Consider the following 18895-nt stretch of genomic DNA (forward strand, 5'->3'; position numbering starts at 1 on the left):
AGAGTTCAGCGGCTTTGCGAGGGAGGCTTTGGCAGTTAGGTTTCTCGCCATGTCTGACTCCGGTTCTGAAATCGCAGTAGCCTTGGTGCATCACCCGGTTCTCACCCGTTCGGGCGAGACAGGCACTACTGCGATCACCTCCATTGATGTGCACGATTTCGCACGAAGTTGTGCCTTTTATGATATTGCCCCCGTTTATCTTGTGCATCCGGCTGATGGCATGCACGCACTGATCCACGATATGACCGACTACTATTTGAACGGTGCCGGGGGCGAACGCAATCCGGCCCGCCGCGAAGTGCTGCAGGCTGTTCGTTGTGTCAAATCACTTGCTGATATCGAGGGGCTGGGTGAGTACAAGCTCTGGTATACATCGGCGACCCCGCCGGAAGGTGCGATAGTTGATCCTGCCGATATACCGAAAATGGGCGGAAAACATCTGATTGTATTCGGAACCGGCTGGGGTCTGGATGCAGAAAAGATGCCGGATGCAAATGGATGGTTGTCACCGATAGAAGGTATCGGTAAAGTGCGCCACCTTTCTGTACGGGCTGCCTTGGCGATTTATCTGGATCGACTTGGAAAACGTTGAAATATATGGGCCTGACAGGGGTTAAGTTTGGAGGCAAAACAAAATGCGTGCACTGGATGATGTAACTAAAGATCAGCTGCGTGATGATATTCCGTCTTTTCGTGAAGGCGATACCGTCCGCGTAAACGTACGTCTTATCGATTTCAAGGACACCAAGCAGGGTGTGGTCAGGACCGAGCGTCTGCAGGCCTATGAGGGTGTTGTTATCGCCCGCCACAACAATGGTATCTCCAGCAGCTTCACTGTTCGTAAGATCTCTAACGGTGTTGGCGTTGAGCGCGTATTTCCACTGCACTCACCCATGCTGGAGAGCATCAAGGTAGTTCGTCATGGCCGTGTTCGTCGTGCCAAGCTCTACTATCTGCGTGAACTGCGCGGTAAGGCAGCTCGTATCCGCGAGCGTCGTTACTAAGAACAGCCTGGTTGTTATCGGCAACAGGATTTAAGGGGAGCCAATGGCTCCCCTTTTTGATTACGCTACAGTGGGTAGCGAGATGAAAAATGTTGTTCCCATGCCCTCATTGCTTTCCACCTCGATTTGACCGCCTATGTCGACTACGGCCCCATAAACGCTGGCAAGCCCTAGTCCGGTTCCTTTGCTCTCCTTGGTGGTGAAGAAGGCCTGGAATAGATTGGCCTTCACTTTGTCACTCATGCCGCATCCGTTATCAGCGACGCTCAGGATGGCATTCCCGCTCCCTTTTTCTTTCATCAGCGATACAGTGACTTTCGGCTGGGTGGCGTTTGCTATTGCATCGCCTGCATTGAAAAGAAGGTTCAGTAGCACTTGCTCGATAGAGGTCGAAGTTGAGTGGACATGGAGGTGTTCATCTCCGGCCTCCACATTAAACTCCACCCTCTTGGGGAGGAGGGATCTTGCAACTGGTTCAAGCGCCTTCAGGCTGTCGCCAAGATTGATGCGCTTCGCTGCAGGGTTTCCATGGCGCAGGTAGTTCAACAGTGAAGTCAGCATATTGTTGGCAACCTGTGTCTGGGTATCGATATCATCGAGGTATTTCAGGGCGTTGCCGGATGAATCCTTTTTTGCGAAGTAATTCGAACTGTTGATGATGTGAAGGACATTCTTCAGGTCATGGATGATGCCTGCTGCGGTCTTTCCAATCGTTTCCAGCTTTCTGGCATGGAAAAGCTCCGTCTCCATGCGCACGACGGTGCGAATATCACGAATCAGAACCAAGATCATTGTTTCCGATTCAGTCTCAATCGGATCAAGGCTTACAATGAGTGGAATCGTTTCTCCTGTCCGGTTGGTGCCCTCAAGTCGCATCGAGGGGTTCATAAGTCTCGGGACAGGGTTGTGCATGTAGGTATCGGTGAGATGCTGATGGTGGGCCCTGTGCTCCTCTGGAATGAGGTCGGAGATATTGGCGCCGATGAGTTCTCGAGGCGAATAACCGAAGATCTCATGGGCGGCATGGTTGGCAAAGGTGATGTTCAATTTACTGTTGGTGAGAATGACGCCGTCATGAAGCTTGCTTAAAACCGACAGCAGGCTGTTAAGATTCGTTTGTGTGTGGGGCAAGTGGCCTCTCCTGATTGTAATTAACCATGTATCTTAGCAAAGGTGTTCATGTGTGTGAACAGTGATCAGAAAGGGTGTATAAGATTGACATTTAGACTTGGTTTCATGGCCCTATGCAATAGAGTGCGGGTATGACCGAACCAGATATCCATACCCGCATCATTACTCTCAAAGGCAAGGGCGCACTCTCAGACTTCCGGCGTGACAAGCTACTGAATCAGCTTGCAGAAATTGGATTGCCCAGCGCCGAGATCCGGGCCGAATTTATCCATATTGCCGAAGTAAAAGAGGGGTGGGGTGAAGCGGATACGCATCGCCTGGCCGAGCTTCTGAATGATTCCCCTGAGTTGTTTGCGGATCATGTTGCCGACAATCTCTTCATCGTCGTGCCGCGTATCGGTACGATCAGCCCCTGGTCATCAAAGGCGACCGATATTGCCGGGCTCTGCGGGCTCGACACGCTGGTGCGGCTTGAGCGCGGTGTTGTCTACCACATTGCAGGCATCCCGCACGATCAGCATGGTGAAGTTGCCGCACTGCTGCACGATCGCATGACCGAGTCGGTGCTCGACGATGCCGATGATCTTGCCCGCCTCTTTGCTCATCATGCGCCTGCACCGCTGGAGACGGTTGATGTGCTGGGGGGCGGCCGCGCTGCGCTGGAGGCTGCAAACAGGGCCCTTGGCCTGGCACTGGCCGAGGATGAGATCGACTACCTGCTGGAGAATTTCAAGCGACTTGAGCGAAACCCGAGCGATGCCGAATTGATGATGTTTGCTCAGGCCAATTCAGAGCATTGCCGGCACAAGATATTCAATGCCGACTGGGTTATCGATGGTGAAGAACAGGATCGCTCGCTCTTCGCAATGATCCGCAACACCCACCAGCTTCATCCTGAGGGGACGCTGGTTGCCTACAGTGACAACTCCTCGGTGATCAAAGGTGCGAAAGCTAAGCGTTTCTATCCCGATCAGGGTCGCCACTATAAGGCGCATGATGATGACACCCATATCCTGATGAAGGTGGAGACGCATAATCATCCGACTGCGATCTCCCCGTTTGCAGGCGCGGCTACGGGTTCCGGCGGTGAGATTCGCGACGAGGGGGCAACCGGTATCGGTTCCAAGCCGAAAGCGGGGTTGTGCGGATTCTCCGTGTCCAACCTGCGTATTCCAGGTTTTGAGCAGCCGTGGGAGGCCGATTTCGGCAAGCCGGACAGAATCGTCTCTGCACTGGATATCATGATCGAAGGGCCGATTGGAGCCGCTGCCTTTAACAATGAATTCGGGCGCCCCAACCTCTCAGGCTATTTCCGGACCTATGAGCAGCAGGTGAAGGGTGAACTGCGCGGCTATCACAAGCCGATTATGATTGCCGGCGGTGTCGGTAATATTGATGCCCGCCATGTCTACAAGAAAGAGGTGCCTGTTGGCAGCCTGATTATCCAGCTTGGCGGCCCTGCCATGCTGATCGGCCTTGGCGGCGGAGCGGCTTCGAGCATGGACACCGGCGCCAATGCAGAGTCACTCGACTTTGATTCGGTGCAGCGCGGTAACCCTGAGATGGAGCGCCGTTGCCAGGAGGTGCTCGACCGCTGCTGGCAGATGGGAGACAGCAATCCGATCCTCTTTATCCACGATATCGGTGCCGGAGGGCTCTCCAATGCGGTGCCGGAGTTGATTGATGATGCCGGTCGAGGAGGCTGGGTTGATTTGCGTGCCGTACACAATATGGAGCCGGGCATGAGCCCGATGCAGGTCTGGTGCAATGAGGCGCAGGAGCGCTATATGCTGGCTATCGCACCGGAGTCGCGCGATCTCTTCACCGAGATATGCGAGCGTGAGCGCTGTCTTTTCGCAGTGCTGGGAGAGGCAACAGAGGAGCGCAAGCTTACCGTCAACGATCCTGAGTTCGGCAACAAGCCGGTTGATCTGCCGCTAAATGTGCTGCTCGGGAAGCCGCCGAAAATGACCCGCGATGTGGTACACACTGATGCGAAGCATGAGTCGCTGAGCCTGAGTGGGATTGATCTGAAAGAGGCGGCGCATCGTGTACTGCGTTTGCCTGCCGTGGCGAGCAAGGAGTTTTTGATCACCATCGGTGACCGTTCGATTACCGGTCTTGTCGCCCGCGACCAGATGGTTGGGAAGTGGCAGGTGCCTGTAGCTGATGTGGCGGTCACTGCCACCGATTACACCCACTATACTGGTGAAGCGATGTGCATGGGCGAGCGCACGCCCATTGCGGTGCTTGATGCGCCGGCTTCCGGACGTATGGCGATCGGTGAGGCACTGACCAATATTGCGGCTGCCCCGATTGCAGCGATCGGCGATGTGAAGCTTTCCGCCAACTGGATGGCCGCCTGCGGCCACGAGGGTGAAGATGCCCGTCTTTATGACACCGTGAAAGCGGTAGGCATGGAGCTTTGCCCTGCACTCGGCATCTCTATACCCGTCGGAAAGGATTCACTGTCGATGAAATCGGTATGGCAGGATGGCAGTGAAAAGCGGGAGATGTTTTCACCGCTCTCCCTGATTATCTCCGCATTCGCTCCCGTAACCGATATCCGTAAAACATTAACGCCAGAGCTGAAGCTGGACCAGGGCGATACGGATCTGATTCTGCTTGATCTTGGCGATGGCAAGCACCGTCTTGGAGGCTCGGCCCTTGCTCAGGTGTACGGCAAGACCGGTGAGGAGGTTCCGGATGTTGATGATGCAGCGCTGCTGAAGGCCTTCTTCGAGGGTGTCCAGCAGCTCAACAGTGAAGGCTTGCTGCTTGCCTATCACGACCGCTCAGATGGCGGCCTGTTTGCAACGCTGGCCGAGATGGCCTTTGCGGCCCGAACAGGGTTGAAGATTCACCTGGAAACCCTGATGGGCGATGCAGGCGGGGAGGAGCTTCAGGTACTCTTCTCTGAGGAGCTTGGAGGCGTGGTCCAGATTCGCCGTTCCGACCGCGAGCGTGTTCTGGCCATTTTGGCCAATATCGGACTTGCGCATGTGGCTCATATTATCGGTCACCCGCGTACCGATGGCAGGGTTGTCATGGCATGTCACGAGCAGATGCTGTTCGATGAACATGTGCAGTCACTGCAGCAGGTGTGGGCTGAAACCAGCTTCCGCATGCAGGCGCTTCGCGACAATCCGGCCTGTGCAGAAGAGGCGTTTGAGTCGATTGCCAACACCGAAGCCATGGGGCTGTTTGCCGAGCTTACCTTTGCTCCTTCAGATGATATCTGTGCCCCGTTTATTGGCGGGGAAAAGCCCAAAATGGCAGTGCTCAGGGAGCAGGGTGTGAACGGGCAGGTTGAGATGGCGGCCGCGTTTGATCGCGCCGGTTTCGACTGCGTTGATGTGCATATGTCAGATATTATTGCCGGACGTACTGATCTGTCACTGTTTCAGGGGCTTGTGGCATGTGGAGGTTTCTCCTTTGGTGATGTGCTTGGTGCCGGACGTGGCTGGGCCAACTCGGTGATGTTCAATGCAAGGGCACGTGATCAGTTCGATGCTTTCTTCCACCGCAGCGACACCTTTGCGCTCGGTGTCTGTAATGGCTGCCAGATGATGAGCGGCCTGAAATCTATTATTCCGGGGGCTGAAAACTGGCCGAGCTTCGAGCGCAACCGCTCTGAACAGTTTGAAGCACGCCTGCTGCAGGTGGAGGTGCTGGATTCGCCTTCGATTTTCCTCGATGGTATGGCCGGATCCAGGCTGCCGCTGGTGGTGGCACATGGCGAAGGCCGCGCTCAGTTCAGCTCTGAACAGCAGCACAACAGCGCGCTTGCCTCACTGCGCTATCTCGGCCCGGATGGTGGCCCTGCCACGAGTTATCCGTACAATCCGAACGGCTCTCCCGATGGGCTGACCGGCTTCACTACAGCAGACGGTCGATTCACGATTATGATGCCGCACCCGGAGCGACTCTTCCGCAGCGTGCAGCATTCGTGGCAGCCTGAAGGCTTGGGCGAGGATGGTCCCTGGATGCGCATGTTCCGCAATGCCCGCAAGTGGGCAGATTAAACGCTTTTAACTGGCGAATGAAATCGGACTCTGATAACTTGCCGCCCCGTCATGAATAAAAATACACGTTTCGTTTTTGTAACCGGCGGGGTGGTCTCATCCCTTGGCAAAGGCATTGCTGCGGCAAGCCTTGCAGCCCTATTCGAGGCGCGTGGCCTGAAGGTCACGATGCAGAAACTCGATCCCTATATCAATGTTGATCCCGGCACGATGAGCCCGTTCCAGCATGGTGAGGTGTTTGTAACCGACGACGGGGCGGAAACCGACCTTGATCTTGGTCATTATGAGCGCTTCACGCATGCAACCATGTCCAAGCGCTCGAACTTCACCAGCGGCCGCATCTACGAATCTGTGATTCGTCGCGAGCGCCGCGGCGATTACCTCGGTGCAACCGTGCAGGTAATCCCACATATCACCGATGCGATCAAGAACGCCATCCTCTCGCTGCGTGCCGAGGATGTGGATATCGCACTGGTTGAGATCGGCGGTACGGTCGGAGATATCGAATCCCAGCCGTTTCTTGAGGCGATCCGTCAGCTCCGCTTTGACCTCGGTCGCAAGAATACCGCTTACATTCACCTGACACTGCTGCCCTATATTGCATCTGCCGGTGAAATTAAATCTAAGCCAACACAGCATTCCGTGCAGAAGTTGCGCGAGATTGGTATCCAGCCGGATGTGCTGCTTTGCCGTTCCGAGCATCCGATACCCAAGAGCCAGAAAGATAAGATTGCACTCTTCTGTAACGTGGATCGTGATGCCGTTATTGATGCACCTGACGTCGATACAATCTACGGTGTACCGCTGAGCCTGCGTGAAGGTGGACTTGGAACGGTTGTGCTGAACCATTTCGGTATGGAAACGCCTGAACCTGATCTTTCTGTTTGGGAAAACATATGTCGTGAGATTCGTGAGCCTGAGCAGGAGATTACCATTGCCATGGTCGGCAAGTATGTTGAGCTGGCCGATGCCTACAAGTCAGTCAACGAAGCGCTGATTCATGGTGGCATGCATAATGGCGTGCGCGTACGCATCAAATATTTCGATGCTGAGTCGCTTGAGAAGAAAGGGGCGGATTGTCTGGATGGCATGGATGGCATCCTGGTGCCGGGGGGATTCGGAGAGCGCGGAACCGAGGGTAAGATTGCCGCAATCCGCTATGCACGAGAGAATAAAGTTCCATTCCTGGGTATCTGCCTCGGAATGCAGCTGGCGGTGGTGGAGTTTGCCCGCAACGTTGCAGGACTTGAAAATGCGATTAGCAGTGAGTTCGATGAACGTGCAGAGCATCCGGTGATTGCACTGATGACCGAGTGGGATCAGGAGGGCGCGCGCGTTCAGCGCAGCGTCGACTCTGACCTTGGCGGCACCATGCGTCTGGGCGGTTATCCATGCAAAGTGATTGAGGGAACATTTGCCCATGCTGCCTACGGTGAAACTCAGATTCGCGAGCGTCATCGCCATCGCTATGAGTTTAACAACACCTATCGTGAGCAGTTGGAGGCGGCGGGCCTGATTGTATCGGGAACCCTGCCTGACGACTCGCTGGTTGAGATGGTGGAGGTGCGTGACCACCCATGGTTTGTTGCCTGCCAGTTTCATCCGGAGTTCCTGTCGCGCCCCTATGCGCCCCATCCGCTGTTTGCAGCCTTCGTGAGTGCCAGTAAAGACAAGGCGGCAGTTTGATGGCATCGGTCGTTGCCGTTGGCGATATTCGGATCGCTAACGATCTCCCGTTGGTCCTGTTGGCAGGGCCATGTGTGATTGAGGGCGAAGATTTTACGCTGAACACAGCTGCAGCAATTGCCGAGATGGCAGCAACAGTTGGTGTGCCATTTGTATTCAAATCCAGCTTTGATAAAGCCAACCGAACCAGCAGGGATGGATTCCGTGGTCCCGGACTCGATGAGGGGCTTAGGATACTGCAGCGGGTTAAGGATGAATTGGGGCTGCCTGTCATTACGGATGTACATACGCCGGAGCAGGCCAGAGCAGTGGCTGAGGTGGCTGACATTCTGCAGACACCCGCATTCCTCTGCCGCCAGACCGATTTTATCCGGGCCGTTGCCGAAACCGGCAAGCCGGTAAATATCAAGAAGGGTCAGTTTCTTGCCCCCTGGGATATGAAACATGTGCTCGATAAGGCGCTGGCAACGGGTAACGACCAGATCATGCTCTGTGAACGAGGCGCAAGTTTCGGTTACAATAATCTGGTCTCCGATATGCGCTCGTTGCTGGTCATGAAAGAGTTCGGTGCCCCTGTTGTTTTTGATGCCACCCATTCGGTGCAGCAGCCGGGTGGTCTTGGCGGCGCTACCGGTGGTAACCGTGAGTTTGTGCCGGGTCTCTCTCAGGCGGCCGTTGCGACAGGTATTGCGGCACTATTCATGGAGGTGCATCCGGATCCTGATCGTGCCCTCTCAGACGGGCCGAATTCACTGGCGCTTGCCGATCTTCCCAGATTGCTGGATCGCCTGAAACGACTGGATGCGGTTGCTAAAGAGAGTTAACCGGAGCGATCAGGATGATCGGCCGGGATAAAATTAATAACGTAAGGAAGATGTTCGACAATAGGGTCGGGCAACAGGAGTAGAAAGTGAGTGAAATTGTAACAGTCCATGGACGGGAAATTTTCGATTCGCGTGGCAATCCGACCATTGAGGTCGATGTGAAGCTGGCCAGCGGAGCGTTTGCCCGCGCAGCGGTGCCAAGCGGTGCCTCTACAGGATCACGAGAGGCGGTAGAGCTGCGCGACGGCGGATCCCGACTCGGTGGTAAAGGCGTGAAAAACGCTGTCAGCAATGTAAACCGGGAAATTGCAGCTGCAGTCAACGGTATGGATGCATCTAACCTTGAAGCGGTCGATGCCAAACTGATCGAGCTTGACGGTACCCCGAACAAGGGGCGTCTTGGAGCCAATGCAATTCTCGGCGTTTCGATGGCCGTGGCAAAGGCGCAGGCATCCGAGAACGGTGAGTCGCTGTTCCGCTATCTGGGTGGCAGTGATGCCAACCTGCTGCCGGTTCCGTGCATGAACGTGATCAATGGCGGTTCTCACGCCGATAACAGCATCGATTTTCAGGAGTACATGATTGCTCCGACCGGCGCATCCACCTTCGCCGAATCGCTGGATATGGGTGCTGAGGTGTTCCATGCCTTGAAGTCAGTCCTGAAGGCGGGCGGCCATATTACTGCTGTGGGTGATGAGGGCGGTTTCGCGCCGAATCTCGGCTCCAACGAAGAGGGCATCACTGTCATTCTTGAGGCGATAGAGAAGGCTGGCCTGAAAGCGGGCCATGATGTCGTGATCTGTTCCGATATGGCGGCGTCCGAATTCTACCGTGGTGGCTCATATGTTCTGGCCGGCGAGGGTAACCGCAAGCTTGACTCTTCAGGTATGGTCGACCTTATCGATTCACTCTGCCGCCAGTATCCGATTGTCTCCATCGAGGATGGACTGGATGAGAATGACTGGGATGGCTGGAAGCTGTTGACCGATCGTGTTGGTGATCGTGTGCAGCTGGTCGGTGACGACCTCTTCGTAACCAACCCTAAGATTCTCAAAGAGGGTATCGAGAAGGGTATAGCCAACGCGCTGCTGGTGAAGGTGAATCAGATCGGCACGCTGACCGAGACTATTGCCGCTGTGAACATGGCGCACGATGCCGGCTACCGCTGCATGATGAGTCACCGCTCCGGCGAAACCGAAGATGCAACCATCGCAGATCTGGCTGTAGCTCTCTCTACCGGCCAAATCAAGACCGGTTCCGCATCACGTTCGGACCGCATGGCGAAATACAACCAGTTGCTCCGTATCGAAGAGGAGCTTGGCAGTGCCGCACGCTTCGCAGGACGTGGCGCGTTCGCTCAGCGTTCCTGATCAACAGGCTTTTGCCGTGCCGACCGGCATTGTAATTGCCTGATATGGCTGGAGCAGTTGGCCGTGGGCTGTTCTGGAGCCTCTCCGCAATAGGTCTCGGTTACATGGTTTGGAGTCTGATCTTTTCAGATCACGGCTATCTGGTATATCGCCAGGAGGCGATGCAGACCGAACTGTTGCGCGGTGAGCTTGAAGAGCAGCAGGCCGAGCGGGAGCGTCTGGCCAAAGAGGTGCTCCGCCTACGGAATGATCCCGATGCGCTGGAGGAGCTGGTGCATCGCGAACTGGGTTACGTCTATCCGGATGAGATCATCGTGATGATGCCTGAACGGGTGGAAGAAGAAGAGAAGGGGAGTGGTCAGTGAGTGTTGTTACCCGGTTTGCGCCGTCACCGACAGGCCTTCTTCATCTGGGGAATGTTCGAACAGCCCTGCTCAACTGGCTCTATGCCAAGAGATATGGCGGCTCTTTTCTGCTCCGCTTTGAAGATACTGACCAGAGTCGCTCCGAGCGCGAATATATCGAAGCGATCAAGGCCGATCTGACCTGGCTCGGTTTGAGCTGGGATGGTGCGATTCACCTTCAGTCAGAACATGCTGCAAAACACCGCACCGCGCTTGATAGCCTAGCTGAGAAGGGGCTCGCCTACCGCTGCTTCTGCAGTGAAACCAGGCTGAGCCTGGATCGTAAACTCGCCTCATCTCGCGGCCTGCCGCCGCGCTATGCGGGGCACTGCAGAGCCATCCCTGCCGACGAGGCAAAAGAGCGTGCAGAAAACGAACCGTATGTCTGGCGTCTGGCTGTGCATGCACCCGAGGGCGAGGTCACTGTCGCCGATGCCTTGCATGGGGATGTTACCTTTGCGCGCCGTGATCTCGATGATCCGGTTGTTGTCCGTTCTGATGGCAGTTTCACATTTCTGCTGCCCAATGCAGTTGATGATGCGCTGGATGGTATCACCCATGTACTGCGCGGCGATGATCACCTGACCAATTCAGCCTATCAGGTATGGCTTCTTCACAGTCTCGATTACACACCTCCGGTTTACCTTCACCACGGGCTGCTGCTCGGCGAGGACGGTTCCAAGCTCTCTAAACGTACGGGCAGTCACAGTATCGCCGAACTGCGCGAGGATGGATTGCTTCCCGAGGCTTTGCTGCAGGCTATGACGCGCCTTGGCCACCCCAATATGCCGGATGGCCTGCATGATCCCGTCGCTCTTGCCGACCATTTTAACGCTGAGCATGTATCGACCAGTTCGGTGCGCTGGTCGGATCAGGAGATGTGGCGCTGGCATACTCGCCTGTTGCATGAACTGGATATCACTGCGTTGATGCCGCTGCTTTTTCCCTATGTTCCCGATGTGGACTCGAAGCAGTTGCATGGATTTACCTCTCTGGTTGTCAGGAATCTGGAACTGGCGAGCGATGCCGAGCATTTTCAGCGTCTGCTGGATGCGGCTGCTCCGTTCGGATCTGAGGAAATCGCAGTTGTGAAGGAAGCGGGGGCCGACTTTTACCGTATTGCACTGGAGTGCTGGCAGCAGCTGGCCGATGGAGACTGGAAACAGTGGACGAATGCTGTGAAAGAGAGAACCGCCTGCAAGGGAAGGGCACTGTTTATGCCGCTGCGCGTGGCACTCTCCGGAGCATTGCACGGCCCAGAGATGTCGGCTGTGGTCGACTTTCTCGGTAGTGAGGAAATCGAGATTCGATTAAGAGATACGATAAGGCAGGCAGAGTCATGACGTTACAGGTTTATAATACCATCAGCCGCAAGAAGGAGGCGTTTGAGCCCCTGGTTGCGGGCAAAGTCGGCATGTATGTCTGCGGCGTTACCGTTTACGACTACTGCCATGTCGGTCATGCACGTGTGATGGTGGTATTCGATGTGATCAGTCGCTGGTTCAAACAGCTCGGATTTGAGGTTGATTACGTACGCAACTTTACCGACGTGGATGACAAGATCATCAACCGTGCTGCTGAACGCGGCATAGCCATTGATCAACTGACCAACGAAATGATTGCTGCCTTTTACGAGGATGCCGATGCACTGGGCTGCGAGAGGCCGACGCATGAGCCGCGTGCCACCGCGCACATGGATGAGATGATTGCCATGATTGCGGTGCTGGTGGAGAGAGGCAATGCCTATGTCTCGGATTCCGGCGACGTGCTCTATGCGGTTCGGGAGTTTTCCGAATATGGCAAGTTATCAGGCAAGAATATCGATGATCTGGAGTCCGGAAGCCGCGTCGATGTCGATCAATCCAAGCGCGATCCTCTGGACTTCGTGCTGTGGAAAATGGCCAAAGAAGGTGAGCCTGCCTGGGATTCGCCCTGGGGTCCGGGGCGTCCGGGCTGGCATATCGAGTGCTCGGCGATGAGCTGTTCACACCTTGGTTCCACATTCGATATTCACGGCGGGGGCATGGATCTTAAATTTCCCCACCATGAGAATGAGATTGCCCAAGCCAGGGCTGCCAACGATGGCGGCTTTGCCCGTTACTGGCTACATAACGGGTTTGTGAATATCAATGCCGAGAAGATGTCCAAGTCGCTGGGTAACTTCTTCACCATTCGCGAAGTGCTGAAGAAATATCATCCGGAAGTGATGCGCATGTTCATGCTGGGCACCCATTACCGTTCACCGCTCGACTTCTCGGATCAGGCACTTGATGAGGCCAAGACAGCGCTCGACCGCCTTTATGAGACGAAGAAGCGCATTTCCGGTCATGATGGTGCGGGAGAGCTTCCCGGGAAGTTTATCGAAGCGATGAATGACGATTTCAATACGCCTGAAGCGCTGGCTGTTCTGTTCGATCTATGCCGGGCCGTGAACCGGGCAGCTGATAGCGGCGAGGATATTGCAGAACTGGCAGGATCGTTTAATGCCATTGTCAGCCTGCTCGGCATTGTCCAGCATGATCTGAATGAATGGTTTCAGGGCGGTGATGCCGATGTCGATAAGATCGAAGCGCTGATTGCGGAACGGACAGAGGCGAAGAAGGCACGTGATTTCGCCCGCGCTGATGCCATTCGTAATGAATTGAGTTCGCAGGGTATAGTGCTGGAGGATACGGTGGGCGGCACAATCTGGAAGAAGGCGTGACTGCTCCCCTGCTGGTAACTGGCGCTGCCGGGTTTATCGGTATGCATGTCTGCGAACAGCTGCTCAATCGCGGCCTGCAGGTGATAGGCATCGACAATCTTAATGATTACTATGATGTCAGCCTGAAAGAGGCGAGACTGGCTCGCCTGAAAAAGCATAAAGGCTTCAGATTCTTTCTGATTGATATTTCTGATCGCGATGCGGTGGCTAATCTGTTCAAGACCGAGAAACCATCCCGTGTCATCCATCTGGCTGCACAGGCCGGCGTGCGTTATTCGCTGGAGCATCCGCATGCTTATGCCGACAGCAATCTCACCGGCTTTGTAAATATTCTTGAGGGGTGCCGTGCGGTTGACGCCGAACACCTGGTATTTGCATCATCCAGTTCCGTTTACGGTTCCAACAAAAAGCTTCCCTACAGCGAGTCCGATCCTGTCGATCACCCGATCTCGCTCTACGCAGCCACGAAGAAGGCGAATGAACTGATGGCTCACTCCTATGCGCATCTCTATGGCTTCCCATGCACAGGGCTCCGTTTCTTCACCGTTTACGGCCCATGGGGAAGGCCGGATATGGCCTACTTCGGGTTCACCAGAGCGATCCTTGCAGGCGAGACGATCAAAATATTCAACCACGGAGATATGCAGCGCGATTTCACCTATATCGATGATATCGTCGATGGTGTGCTGAAGGTGTTCGACAACCCTCCTGAAGCGGATGAGGCCGGTCCTGCCTACCGCATCTACAATATTGGCAACGACCATCCCGAAAGACTCGGCTATTTCGTCGAAACGCTGGAGAACGTGCTCGGTGTCGAAGCAATCAAAGAGATGTATCCGATGCAGCCAGGCGACGTGCAGTCCACCCATGCTGATCTCACCAAAATCCGCCGCGATTTTGGCTTCTCCCCGACGACCTCCATTGAAGAAGGCCTCAAGAAATTCGCAGATTGGTATCGCGGCTACTACAAGTGCTAGAGGCTGTATTTAATGGCCACTTTCGATAACGCATAAAAAAGCAGCAGCCATACGGCTGCTGCTTTTTTACCTTGAGGGCCCTCGTAAACTGTTTAGAAGCTGACTCTGTAGTGCGCATCAAGCCAGCATTTCGGTAGTGCCTCGCCGGATGGGAAGACCAGACCGGATTTTTCGACACTGACAGGATCGCCCGCCTCTTCACCAGCATGATAGCGAACAGTGACTGATGTTGAGTTGGGATCAGTCAACTCGCCCTGTTTTAACACCTGAGCCAGATCGCCATTACTAACATTCCTTAGAAACATATCAGCCTCCTGTGGGTATCATTCAGTCATCTAACTGTATTACTAGTATAGGCGATAGCTAATAATTTTGCCAGCAGACGGGTCCACTTAATCGTTTCCGGGCACTGCAGGAGGGGCAATCAGAACGATGTCGATGCGACGGTTTTTGGTGCGCCCTGCTGCAGTTTCATTGTTGGCGATCGGCTTCTCCTCACCGTGACCAATAGCTGTGATTACATCACCCTCAGCACTCATCTGAAGCTTCAGATACTCTTCTACAGCTTTGGCACGTCGCTCGGAGAGTTTCTGGTTGTAGTCGTTGTTGCCAATGAAGTCGGTATGCCCCTCTACGCGCACCTTTCGACCGGCGAACAGTTCGATTGATTTGATGGCATTGTCCAGCAGAGGATAACCTGCCGGTGGAATGACCGCACTGCCGCTGAGGAAGTTCAGTTTCTTCATGCGCAGGATAACGTCGGCATCGGGGGTAAGCAGAATCTCAACAGCTTCCGGATCAAAAAGTTTGGTCAGTTGCTTGATTTTCGCTTCAGCCTCACGCTTGAGCTGCAGTTTACGGCGTACTTCAGCCATATCGGAGAGTTCGCCTTCATATTTTGCCAGTTTGTCACCCAACTCGCGCACCTGTTTGTCAGCGTCAGCGATTTGAGCTTTATGCTCGGCCTGCATCTCTTCAATGGCCTGTTTTAGCAGTGCCAGCTGCACATCCGGGCTCTGGGAGCGATCCAGCTTCAGTCCGAGGGTGTTGGCCAGGGTCGTCATGCGTGCATCACTGGCATCAACCCAGGATTCAACCGAAGATGGATTGCTGCTGAATTTCATGCCAAGCCCGGAAACCCGGATGGCATGGTTACCCAGATACTGACCCTTCTGAGAGAGGCTGTAAGCTTCACTCTGGGCATTCGGGTTTTCCTTGATGAGCTTCTCCACCATTGACTGTGTCTGGATGGCCTCATTCATCGCTTTGGGGGAATAGTCGCGAGCCTTGTTTCTTCTGGCCTCAGCTACTGCCTTGGAGATGGGACGCACAAACTGTTCGCGAGCCGCCACGACCTGCGCTGCATGAAAGGTTCCCAGCGCAATCTTTTCTTTACGGTGCGCAGTGCTGATGTTTCCCTCTTCTGCTGAGGCGACCACACCTGCAAACTCTTTCTCGGAACGTTCACCTAAATCACCGCGTACATATTCGTCACCAGCCAGAGATAGACGATCGCGTGACTCGACAAGTTCGGGGAAGTTGCTGGTAAACTGTTGTGAGAGTTCGGCAGCCTGCAAGGCATCGAGCGTTGCTTCATGAAGCAGACGCACCACCTCAGATGTGTCTTTACGTGCATTGAGAAGGCTTTCAGCTTCGGCCAGCTTGCCAGTGGCGGCATTGTAATGTTCGGGTGCAAATTCAGCGGCACGAAGTGCCTCAGCCTCACCGATTGCGGATTTGGCATCATCCATTGGGGCGGCTTGAACGGGGCTGCTGAAGGCCAGAAATGAAAGTGAAAGTAAAACCGTTAGATAGGGACGCAACTGCATCTGCTACTCCTCTGCCGGCATATGGGTATGCCGGGAATTATGAAGCGGGGATCATCCAGATGCTATTCGCGGATTATGTGATGACTGGCACAAATCAGCGGAATAATTTGTCGCGGTAGAAAGCCATTTCCCTGATTGATTCTCGAACATCTGCGAGTGCCAGATGTTCGGCCTGTTTGATGGGTGCCTGTATATTCGGATACCAGCGCCTGGCCAGCTCTTTGATCGTACTTACATCAATATTACGGTAGTGAACAAATGCCTCCAGCTCCTGCATGTATCGGACAAGAAAGCGCCGGTCCTGATGGATGGAGTTGCCGCAAAGCGGTGATGTTTTTTCAGGCACATATTTTTTGATAAATCTGAGCGTCTGCCGCTCCGCTTCCCGCATGCTTATCAGGGAATTGCGTACATTGGCGGTCAACCCGGACTGGGCATGATGCTGGGTGCACCACTCATCCATGTTGTCGAGTACCTCATCGGGTTGATGAATCACGATACTCGGTCCCTCGGCGATGATATTGAGATCACCGTCGGTAATAATGGTAGCGATCTCAAGAATGGTTTCGCGATCAGGGTCAAGGCCGCTCATCTCAAGATCCATCCAGACCAGATTACTTCGATTTACTGTCATAGCCCCTACTTTAGACAATTTGCATGCTGAACGCATGTGCAAATTGCAGCAGCTCATTGTTGGCGCTGTTAAACCGGACTGGGCAGTGAGACCAGGCGCGTCTTTCCGGATAATTTCTGCGATAGCCGGTGAATGCATTTGCCAGCTCTGAGGCTGGAATTTTCGACCACGACTTCATGATGGCATGGTCTTCAGGAAGCGGATATAGCCGAGTGGCCGCTTGAAAGAGGGTGTCCCATACTTCCTCTCCCGCTTCGATGCCAAGGGGAGCCGGCGGGGGGGGAGCTGAAGCAGCATGTCCCAGTCGGCCTCGATACTCAGAAAGCGGCAGAGGGCGCGATAGACATACAGGGTGTTGGCGGCCTTACCGTCGAGTGAATGGCCGGCGATATGGGGTGTGGCAACAGCCATTTGCGGATGTTTTATAAGCGATTGCATGGGGGAGGGCTCAAACTCCCAGCAGTCGAGTGCAGCAAAGCGTGAAGCATCGCCATCCAGCCATCTGAGCAGGGCTGCATTGTCTACACAGCCACCGCGAGCTGCATTGATCAGACCATTCCCCTGAAAGCGGTCCAGGACCCCCGAGTTGATAAGATGCCAGGTGGTATCTTCACCGGTGTTGATCATCGGCGTATGCAGAGAGATCAGGTCGGCCCTTTCAAGAACTCCATCCAGGCTTGAGAAGTCTGCATCTCCCTCAATCCGCATCCGCGGAGGATCATTCAGCAGCACCTTCATGCCGATTGCCTCGCATACTTTGCCCAAAGCAGATCCGATTCGACCTGCCCCGACAATGCCAATGGTGGTTGATGGGATGGAGATGCGACCTTGTTGATGCAGGTAGAGAAGGAGTGTCACCATATACTCGATAACCGAGCCGGTGGATGAGCCGGCTGCATTGGCCCACGTGATGCCGTTGGCATCAAGCCATCTCTTATCGAAGTGATCATCGCCTATGGTTGCCGTGGCGGCAAAGCGAACAGGTGTTCCCTGCAGCAGTTCCGCATTCACTCTGGTGGAGGAGCGGGTGAGCAGGATGTCGGTGTTCAGCAGCTTTTCGCGGGTAATATCCCGGTTCTCAAGAACTGTGAGTTCGCTGTTTAATCCGTTCAGTTGCGTGAAGGCGGACCTGACCCCCCAGATGTGAGCATCGGCGACAATTTTCAGCGGACTGGACATGGATCAAGGCTGACGGTTAAGAGAGTTGCATCAAGTGATTTTTTAGGGGCTGAAGGCGTCTGATTGCTGTGCAGATTTATCCGACCTGCTGAATGCGCCTGATCAGGGCTGTGGTTGAATGGCCATCGACAAAATCGATGACAGTGACATGGCCACCGTTCTCACGCACCTCTCTGGCGCCGACGATCTCATCCGGCTGGTAATCACCGCCTTTTACGAGCATGTCCGGCAGAAGCAGCCTGATCAGTTCAAGCGGGGTATCCTCTTCAAACGGCACAACCAGATCGACTGCCTTTAATGCCGCAAGCATCACCTGCCTGTCGGCCAGCGGGTTGATCGGGCGGGTTGGGCCTTTCAGGCGGGTGATGGAGTCGTCGTCATTCAGACCCACAATCAGGGCATCACCCAATGCCCTGGCTTTATTCAGATAGTCGATATGGCCCGGATGAAGCAGGTCGAAACAGCCGTTTGTGAATACGACGGTTTTGCCTGTCGCATGCCACTGTTCAACCAGGGTGCGAGCCGCTTGCCATTCGACAGCGTGGTTCACTTCTGCGCGATTTGCATCAGGTCGATAATGGCAGTGACGCCATCAACCGCGTTGGTCAGATCCTTGGCACGTTGGCGCTGTACAAAGTCCTCAACAATGCCCTGCAGATAGACCTTGCCCTCAACTGTTTCCACCTTGATGGTGAGGCCGGAAACCTGCTCGTCGTTCAATAGCATCGTCTTGACCTTGGTGGTGATCCATGTGTCGCTCACCATGCTTTTGATTGCAGGCTCTCCAATCAGCAACTCTGAGCGCACTGAGCGAACACCGTCTATGGACTTGGTGATATAGAGGGCCCGGTCAATATGTGACTGACTGGGCAGATGGCCGGTCAATGTGGCATTGCCTTCAATCACCTGCACGCTGACCCAGCGCGACGGCATATCCTTTTCAGCAATCAGGCGCGCATCGATTTTGGCGGTGAGTGCGGCATCATCAAACTGGGTGCCAATCTTGCGCTCATCATGGATTGAATTGGTTGCTACGGCAGTGCCTCCGACAACAGCTGTAAAGCAACCTGTCAGTGAAAACATCACTATTACTGTAAAAATAAGGCGCAGATTAAACATGTATACTCC

General features: G+C 54.5%; 17 protein-coding genes. 10 read left to right on the forward strand and 7 right to left on the reverse strand.

Features of this window, described 5'->3' with window-relative positions:
* Positions 1 to 49 precede the first annotated feature (49 nt).
* Both Ga0123462_RS02185 and rplS read left to right on the forward strand, forming a co-directional pair.
* Positions 50 to 592, forward strand: a complete 543-nt coding sequence (locus Ga0123462_RS02185; protein WP_100264795.1) for an RNA methyltransferase — start codon at positions 50 to 52, stop codon at positions 590 to 592.
* A gap of 43 nt (positions 593 to 635) precedes the next feature.
* On the forward strand, positions 636 to 1004 hold the full coding sequence (gene rplS, locus Ga0123462_RS02190; protein ID WP_100264796.1) for a 50S ribosomal protein L19: 369 nt from the start codon (positions 636 to 638) through the stop codon (positions 1002 to 1004).
* A gap of 60 nt (positions 1005 to 1064) precedes the next feature.
* Here the strand turns inward: rplS and Ga0123462_RS02195 are convergent, their stop codons facing one another.
* Positions 1065 to 2135 carry a two-component system sensor histidine kinase NtrB gene (locus Ga0123462_RS02195; protein WP_100264797.1) on the reverse strand — a complete coding sequence of 357 codons (1071 nt, stop codon included), beginning with the start codon at positions 2133 to 2135 and terminating at the stop codon, positions 1065 to 1067.
* Between the two features lie 131 nt (positions 2136 to 2266).
* Here Ga0123462_RS02195 and purL point away from each other — a divergent pair, with 131 nt between their 5' ends.
* From purL to Ga0123462_RS02235, 8 genes are all read left to right on the forward strand, one after another.
* A complete protein-coding gene (purL, locus tag Ga0123462_RS02200; RefSeq protein ID WP_100264798.1) occupies positions 2267 to 6160 on the forward strand; it encodes a phosphoribosylformylglycinamidine synthase in 3894 nt (1297 codons plus the stop codon).
* Positions 6161 to 6211: 51 nt separating this feature from the next.
* Complete coding sequence (locus Ga0123462_RS02205; RefSeq protein ID WP_100264799.1) at positions 6212 to 7846, forward strand: CTP synthase; 1635 nt, start codon at positions 6212 to 6214, stop codon at positions 7844 to 7846.
* Complete coding sequence (kdsA, locus tag Ga0123462_RS02210; RefSeq protein WP_198507368.1) at positions 7846 to 8670, forward strand: 3-deoxy-8-phosphooctulonate synthase; 825 nt, start codon at positions 7846 to 7848, stop codon at positions 8668 to 8670. The genes Ga0123462_RS02205 and kdsA overlap by 1 nt, the downstream gene beginning before the upstream one ends.
* Positions 8671 to 8756: 86 nt before the next feature.
* The gene (eno, locus tag Ga0123462_RS02215) at positions 8757 to 10040 is read left to right on the forward strand and encodes a phosphopyruvate hydratase (protein ID WP_100264801.1); all 1284 of its coding nucleotides are present in this window, start codon (positions 8757 to 8759) and stop codon (positions 10038 to 10040) included.
* A gap of 44 nt (positions 10041 to 10084) precedes the next feature.
* Positions 10085 to 10405, forward strand: coding sequence for an FtsB family cell division protein (locus Ga0123462_RS02220; RefSeq protein ID WP_100264802.1), 321 nt, complete (start codon positions 10085 to 10087; stop codon positions 10403 to 10405).
* Entirely contained in the window at positions 10402 to 11787 is a 1386-nt protein-coding gene (gene gltX / locus Ga0123462_RS02225) for a glutamate--tRNA ligase (protein WP_100264803.1), read from the forward strand. Before Ga0123462_RS02220 ends, gltX begins: the two co-directional genes overlap by 4 nt.
* Entirely contained in the window at positions 11784 to 13148 is a 1365-nt protein-coding gene (cysS, locus tag Ga0123462_RS02230; RefSeq protein WP_100264804.1) for a cysteine--tRNA ligase, read from the forward strand. Before gltX ends, cysS begins: the two co-directional genes overlap by 4 nt.
* The gene (locus Ga0123462_RS02235; protein WP_232726524.1) at positions 13145 to 14125 is read left to right on the forward strand and encodes an NAD-dependent epimerase; all 981 of its coding nucleotides are present in this window, start codon (positions 13145 to 13147) and stop codon (positions 14123 to 14125) included. The genes cysS and Ga0123462_RS02235 overlap by 4 nt, the downstream gene beginning before the upstream one ends.
* Before the next feature lie 92 nt (positions 14126 to 14217).
* Here Ga0123462_RS02235 and Ga0123462_RS02240 read toward each other — a convergent pair whose 3' ends face one another.
* The 6 genes from Ga0123462_RS02240 to Ga0123462_RS02265 form a co-directional block, all read right to left on the reverse strand.
* Positions 14218 to 14430, reverse strand: coding sequence for an acetyltransferase (locus Ga0123462_RS02240; RefSeq protein WP_100264805.1), 213 nt, complete (start codon positions 14428 to 14430; stop codon positions 14218 to 14220).
* A gap of 87 nt (positions 14431 to 14517) precedes the next feature.
* The gene (locus Ga0123462_RS02245; RefSeq protein WP_100264806.1) at positions 14518 to 15954 is read right to left on the reverse strand and encodes an OmpA family protein; all 1437 of its coding nucleotides are present in this window, start codon (positions 15952 to 15954) and stop codon (positions 14518 to 14520) included.
* A 94-nt stretch (positions 15955 to 16048) separates the two neighbouring features.
* Complete coding sequence (gene orn / locus Ga0123462_RS02250; RefSeq protein ID WP_100264807.1) at positions 16049 to 16588, reverse strand: oligoribonuclease; 540 nt, start codon at positions 16586 to 16588, stop codon at positions 16049 to 16051.
* Positions 16589 to 16762: 174 nt separating this feature from the next.
* Positions 16763 to 17767 (reverse strand): 4-phosphoerythronate dehydrogenase, encoded by a 1005-nt coding sequence (locus Ga0123462_RS02255; RefSeq protein ID WP_232726526.1) that lies wholly within the window; start codon positions 17765 to 17767, stop codon positions 16763 to 16765.
* 76 nt (positions 17768 to 17843) lie between these two features.
* Positions 17844 to 18317 carry a D-glycero-beta-D-manno-heptose 1-phosphate adenylyltransferase gene (gene rfaE2, locus Ga0123462_RS02260; protein WP_100264808.1) on the reverse strand — a complete coding sequence of 158 codons (474 nt, stop codon included), beginning with the start codon at positions 18315 to 18317 and terminating at the stop codon, positions 17844 to 17846.
* A complete protein-coding gene (locus Ga0123462_RS02265; protein WP_232726528.1) occupies positions 18314 to 18850 on the reverse strand; it encodes a BON domain-containing protein in 537 nt (178 codons plus the stop codon). The genes rfaE2 and Ga0123462_RS02265 overlap by 4 nt, the downstream gene beginning before the upstream one ends.
* Positions 18851 to 18895 lie beyond the last annotated feature (45 nt).

Source organism: Mariprofundus ferrinatatus (assembly GCF_002795825.1).
In the GTDB taxonomy this organism is placed as follows: domain Bacteria; phylum Pseudomonadota; class Zetaproteobacteria; order Mariprofundales; family Mariprofundaceae; genus Mariprofundus; species Mariprofundus ferrinatatus.

Bases quoted from the DNA above. Each gene is read 5' to 3' on its own strand.
- Ga0123462_RS02185 (WP_100264795.1), top strand. From the start codon at position 50: ATGTCTGACTCCGGTTCTGAAATCGCAGTAGCCTTGGTGCATCACCCG.
- rplS (WP_100264796.1), top strand. From the start codon at position 636: ATGCGTGCACTGGATGATGTAACTAAAGATCAGCTGCGTGATGATATT.
- purL (WP_100264798.1), top strand. From the start codon at position 2,267: ATGACCGAACCAGATATCCATACCCGCATCATTACTCTCAAAGGCAAG.
- Ga0123462_RS02205 (WP_100264799.1), top strand. From the start codon at position 6,212: ATGAATAAAAATACACGTTTCGTTTTTGTAACCGGCGGGGTGGTCTCA.
- kdsA (WP_198507368.1), top strand. From the start codon at position 7,846: ATGGCATCGGTCGTTGCCGTTGGCGATATTCGGATCGCTAACGATCTC.
- Ga0123462_RS02220 (WP_100264802.1), top strand. From the start codon at position 10,085: ATGGCTGGAGCAGTTGGCCGTGGGCTGTTCTGGAGCCTCTCCGCAATA.
- cysS (WP_100264804.1), top strand. From the start codon at position 11,784: ATGACGTTACAGGTTTATAATACCATCAGCCGCAAGAAGGAGGCGTTT.
- Ga0123462_RS02240 (WP_100264805.1), bottom strand. From the start codon at position 14,430: ATGTTTCTAAGGAATGTTAGTAATGGCGATCTGGCTCAGGTGTTAAAA.
- Ga0123462_RS02245 (WP_100264806.1), bottom strand. From the start codon at position 15,954: ATGCAGTTGCGTCCCTATCTAACGGTTTTACTTTCACTTTCATTTCTG.
- orn (WP_100264807.1), bottom strand. From the start codon at position 16,588: ATGACAGTAAATCGAAGTAATCTGGTCTGGATGGATCTTGAGATGAGC.
- Ga0123462_RS02255 (WP_232726526.1), bottom strand. From the start codon at position 17,767: ATGTCCAGTCCGCTGAAAATTGTCGCCGATGCTCACATCTGGGGGGTC.
- Ga0123462_RS02265 (WP_232726528.1), bottom strand. From the start codon at position 18,850: ATGTTTTCACTGACAGGTTGCTTTACAGCTGTTGTCGGAGGCACTGCC.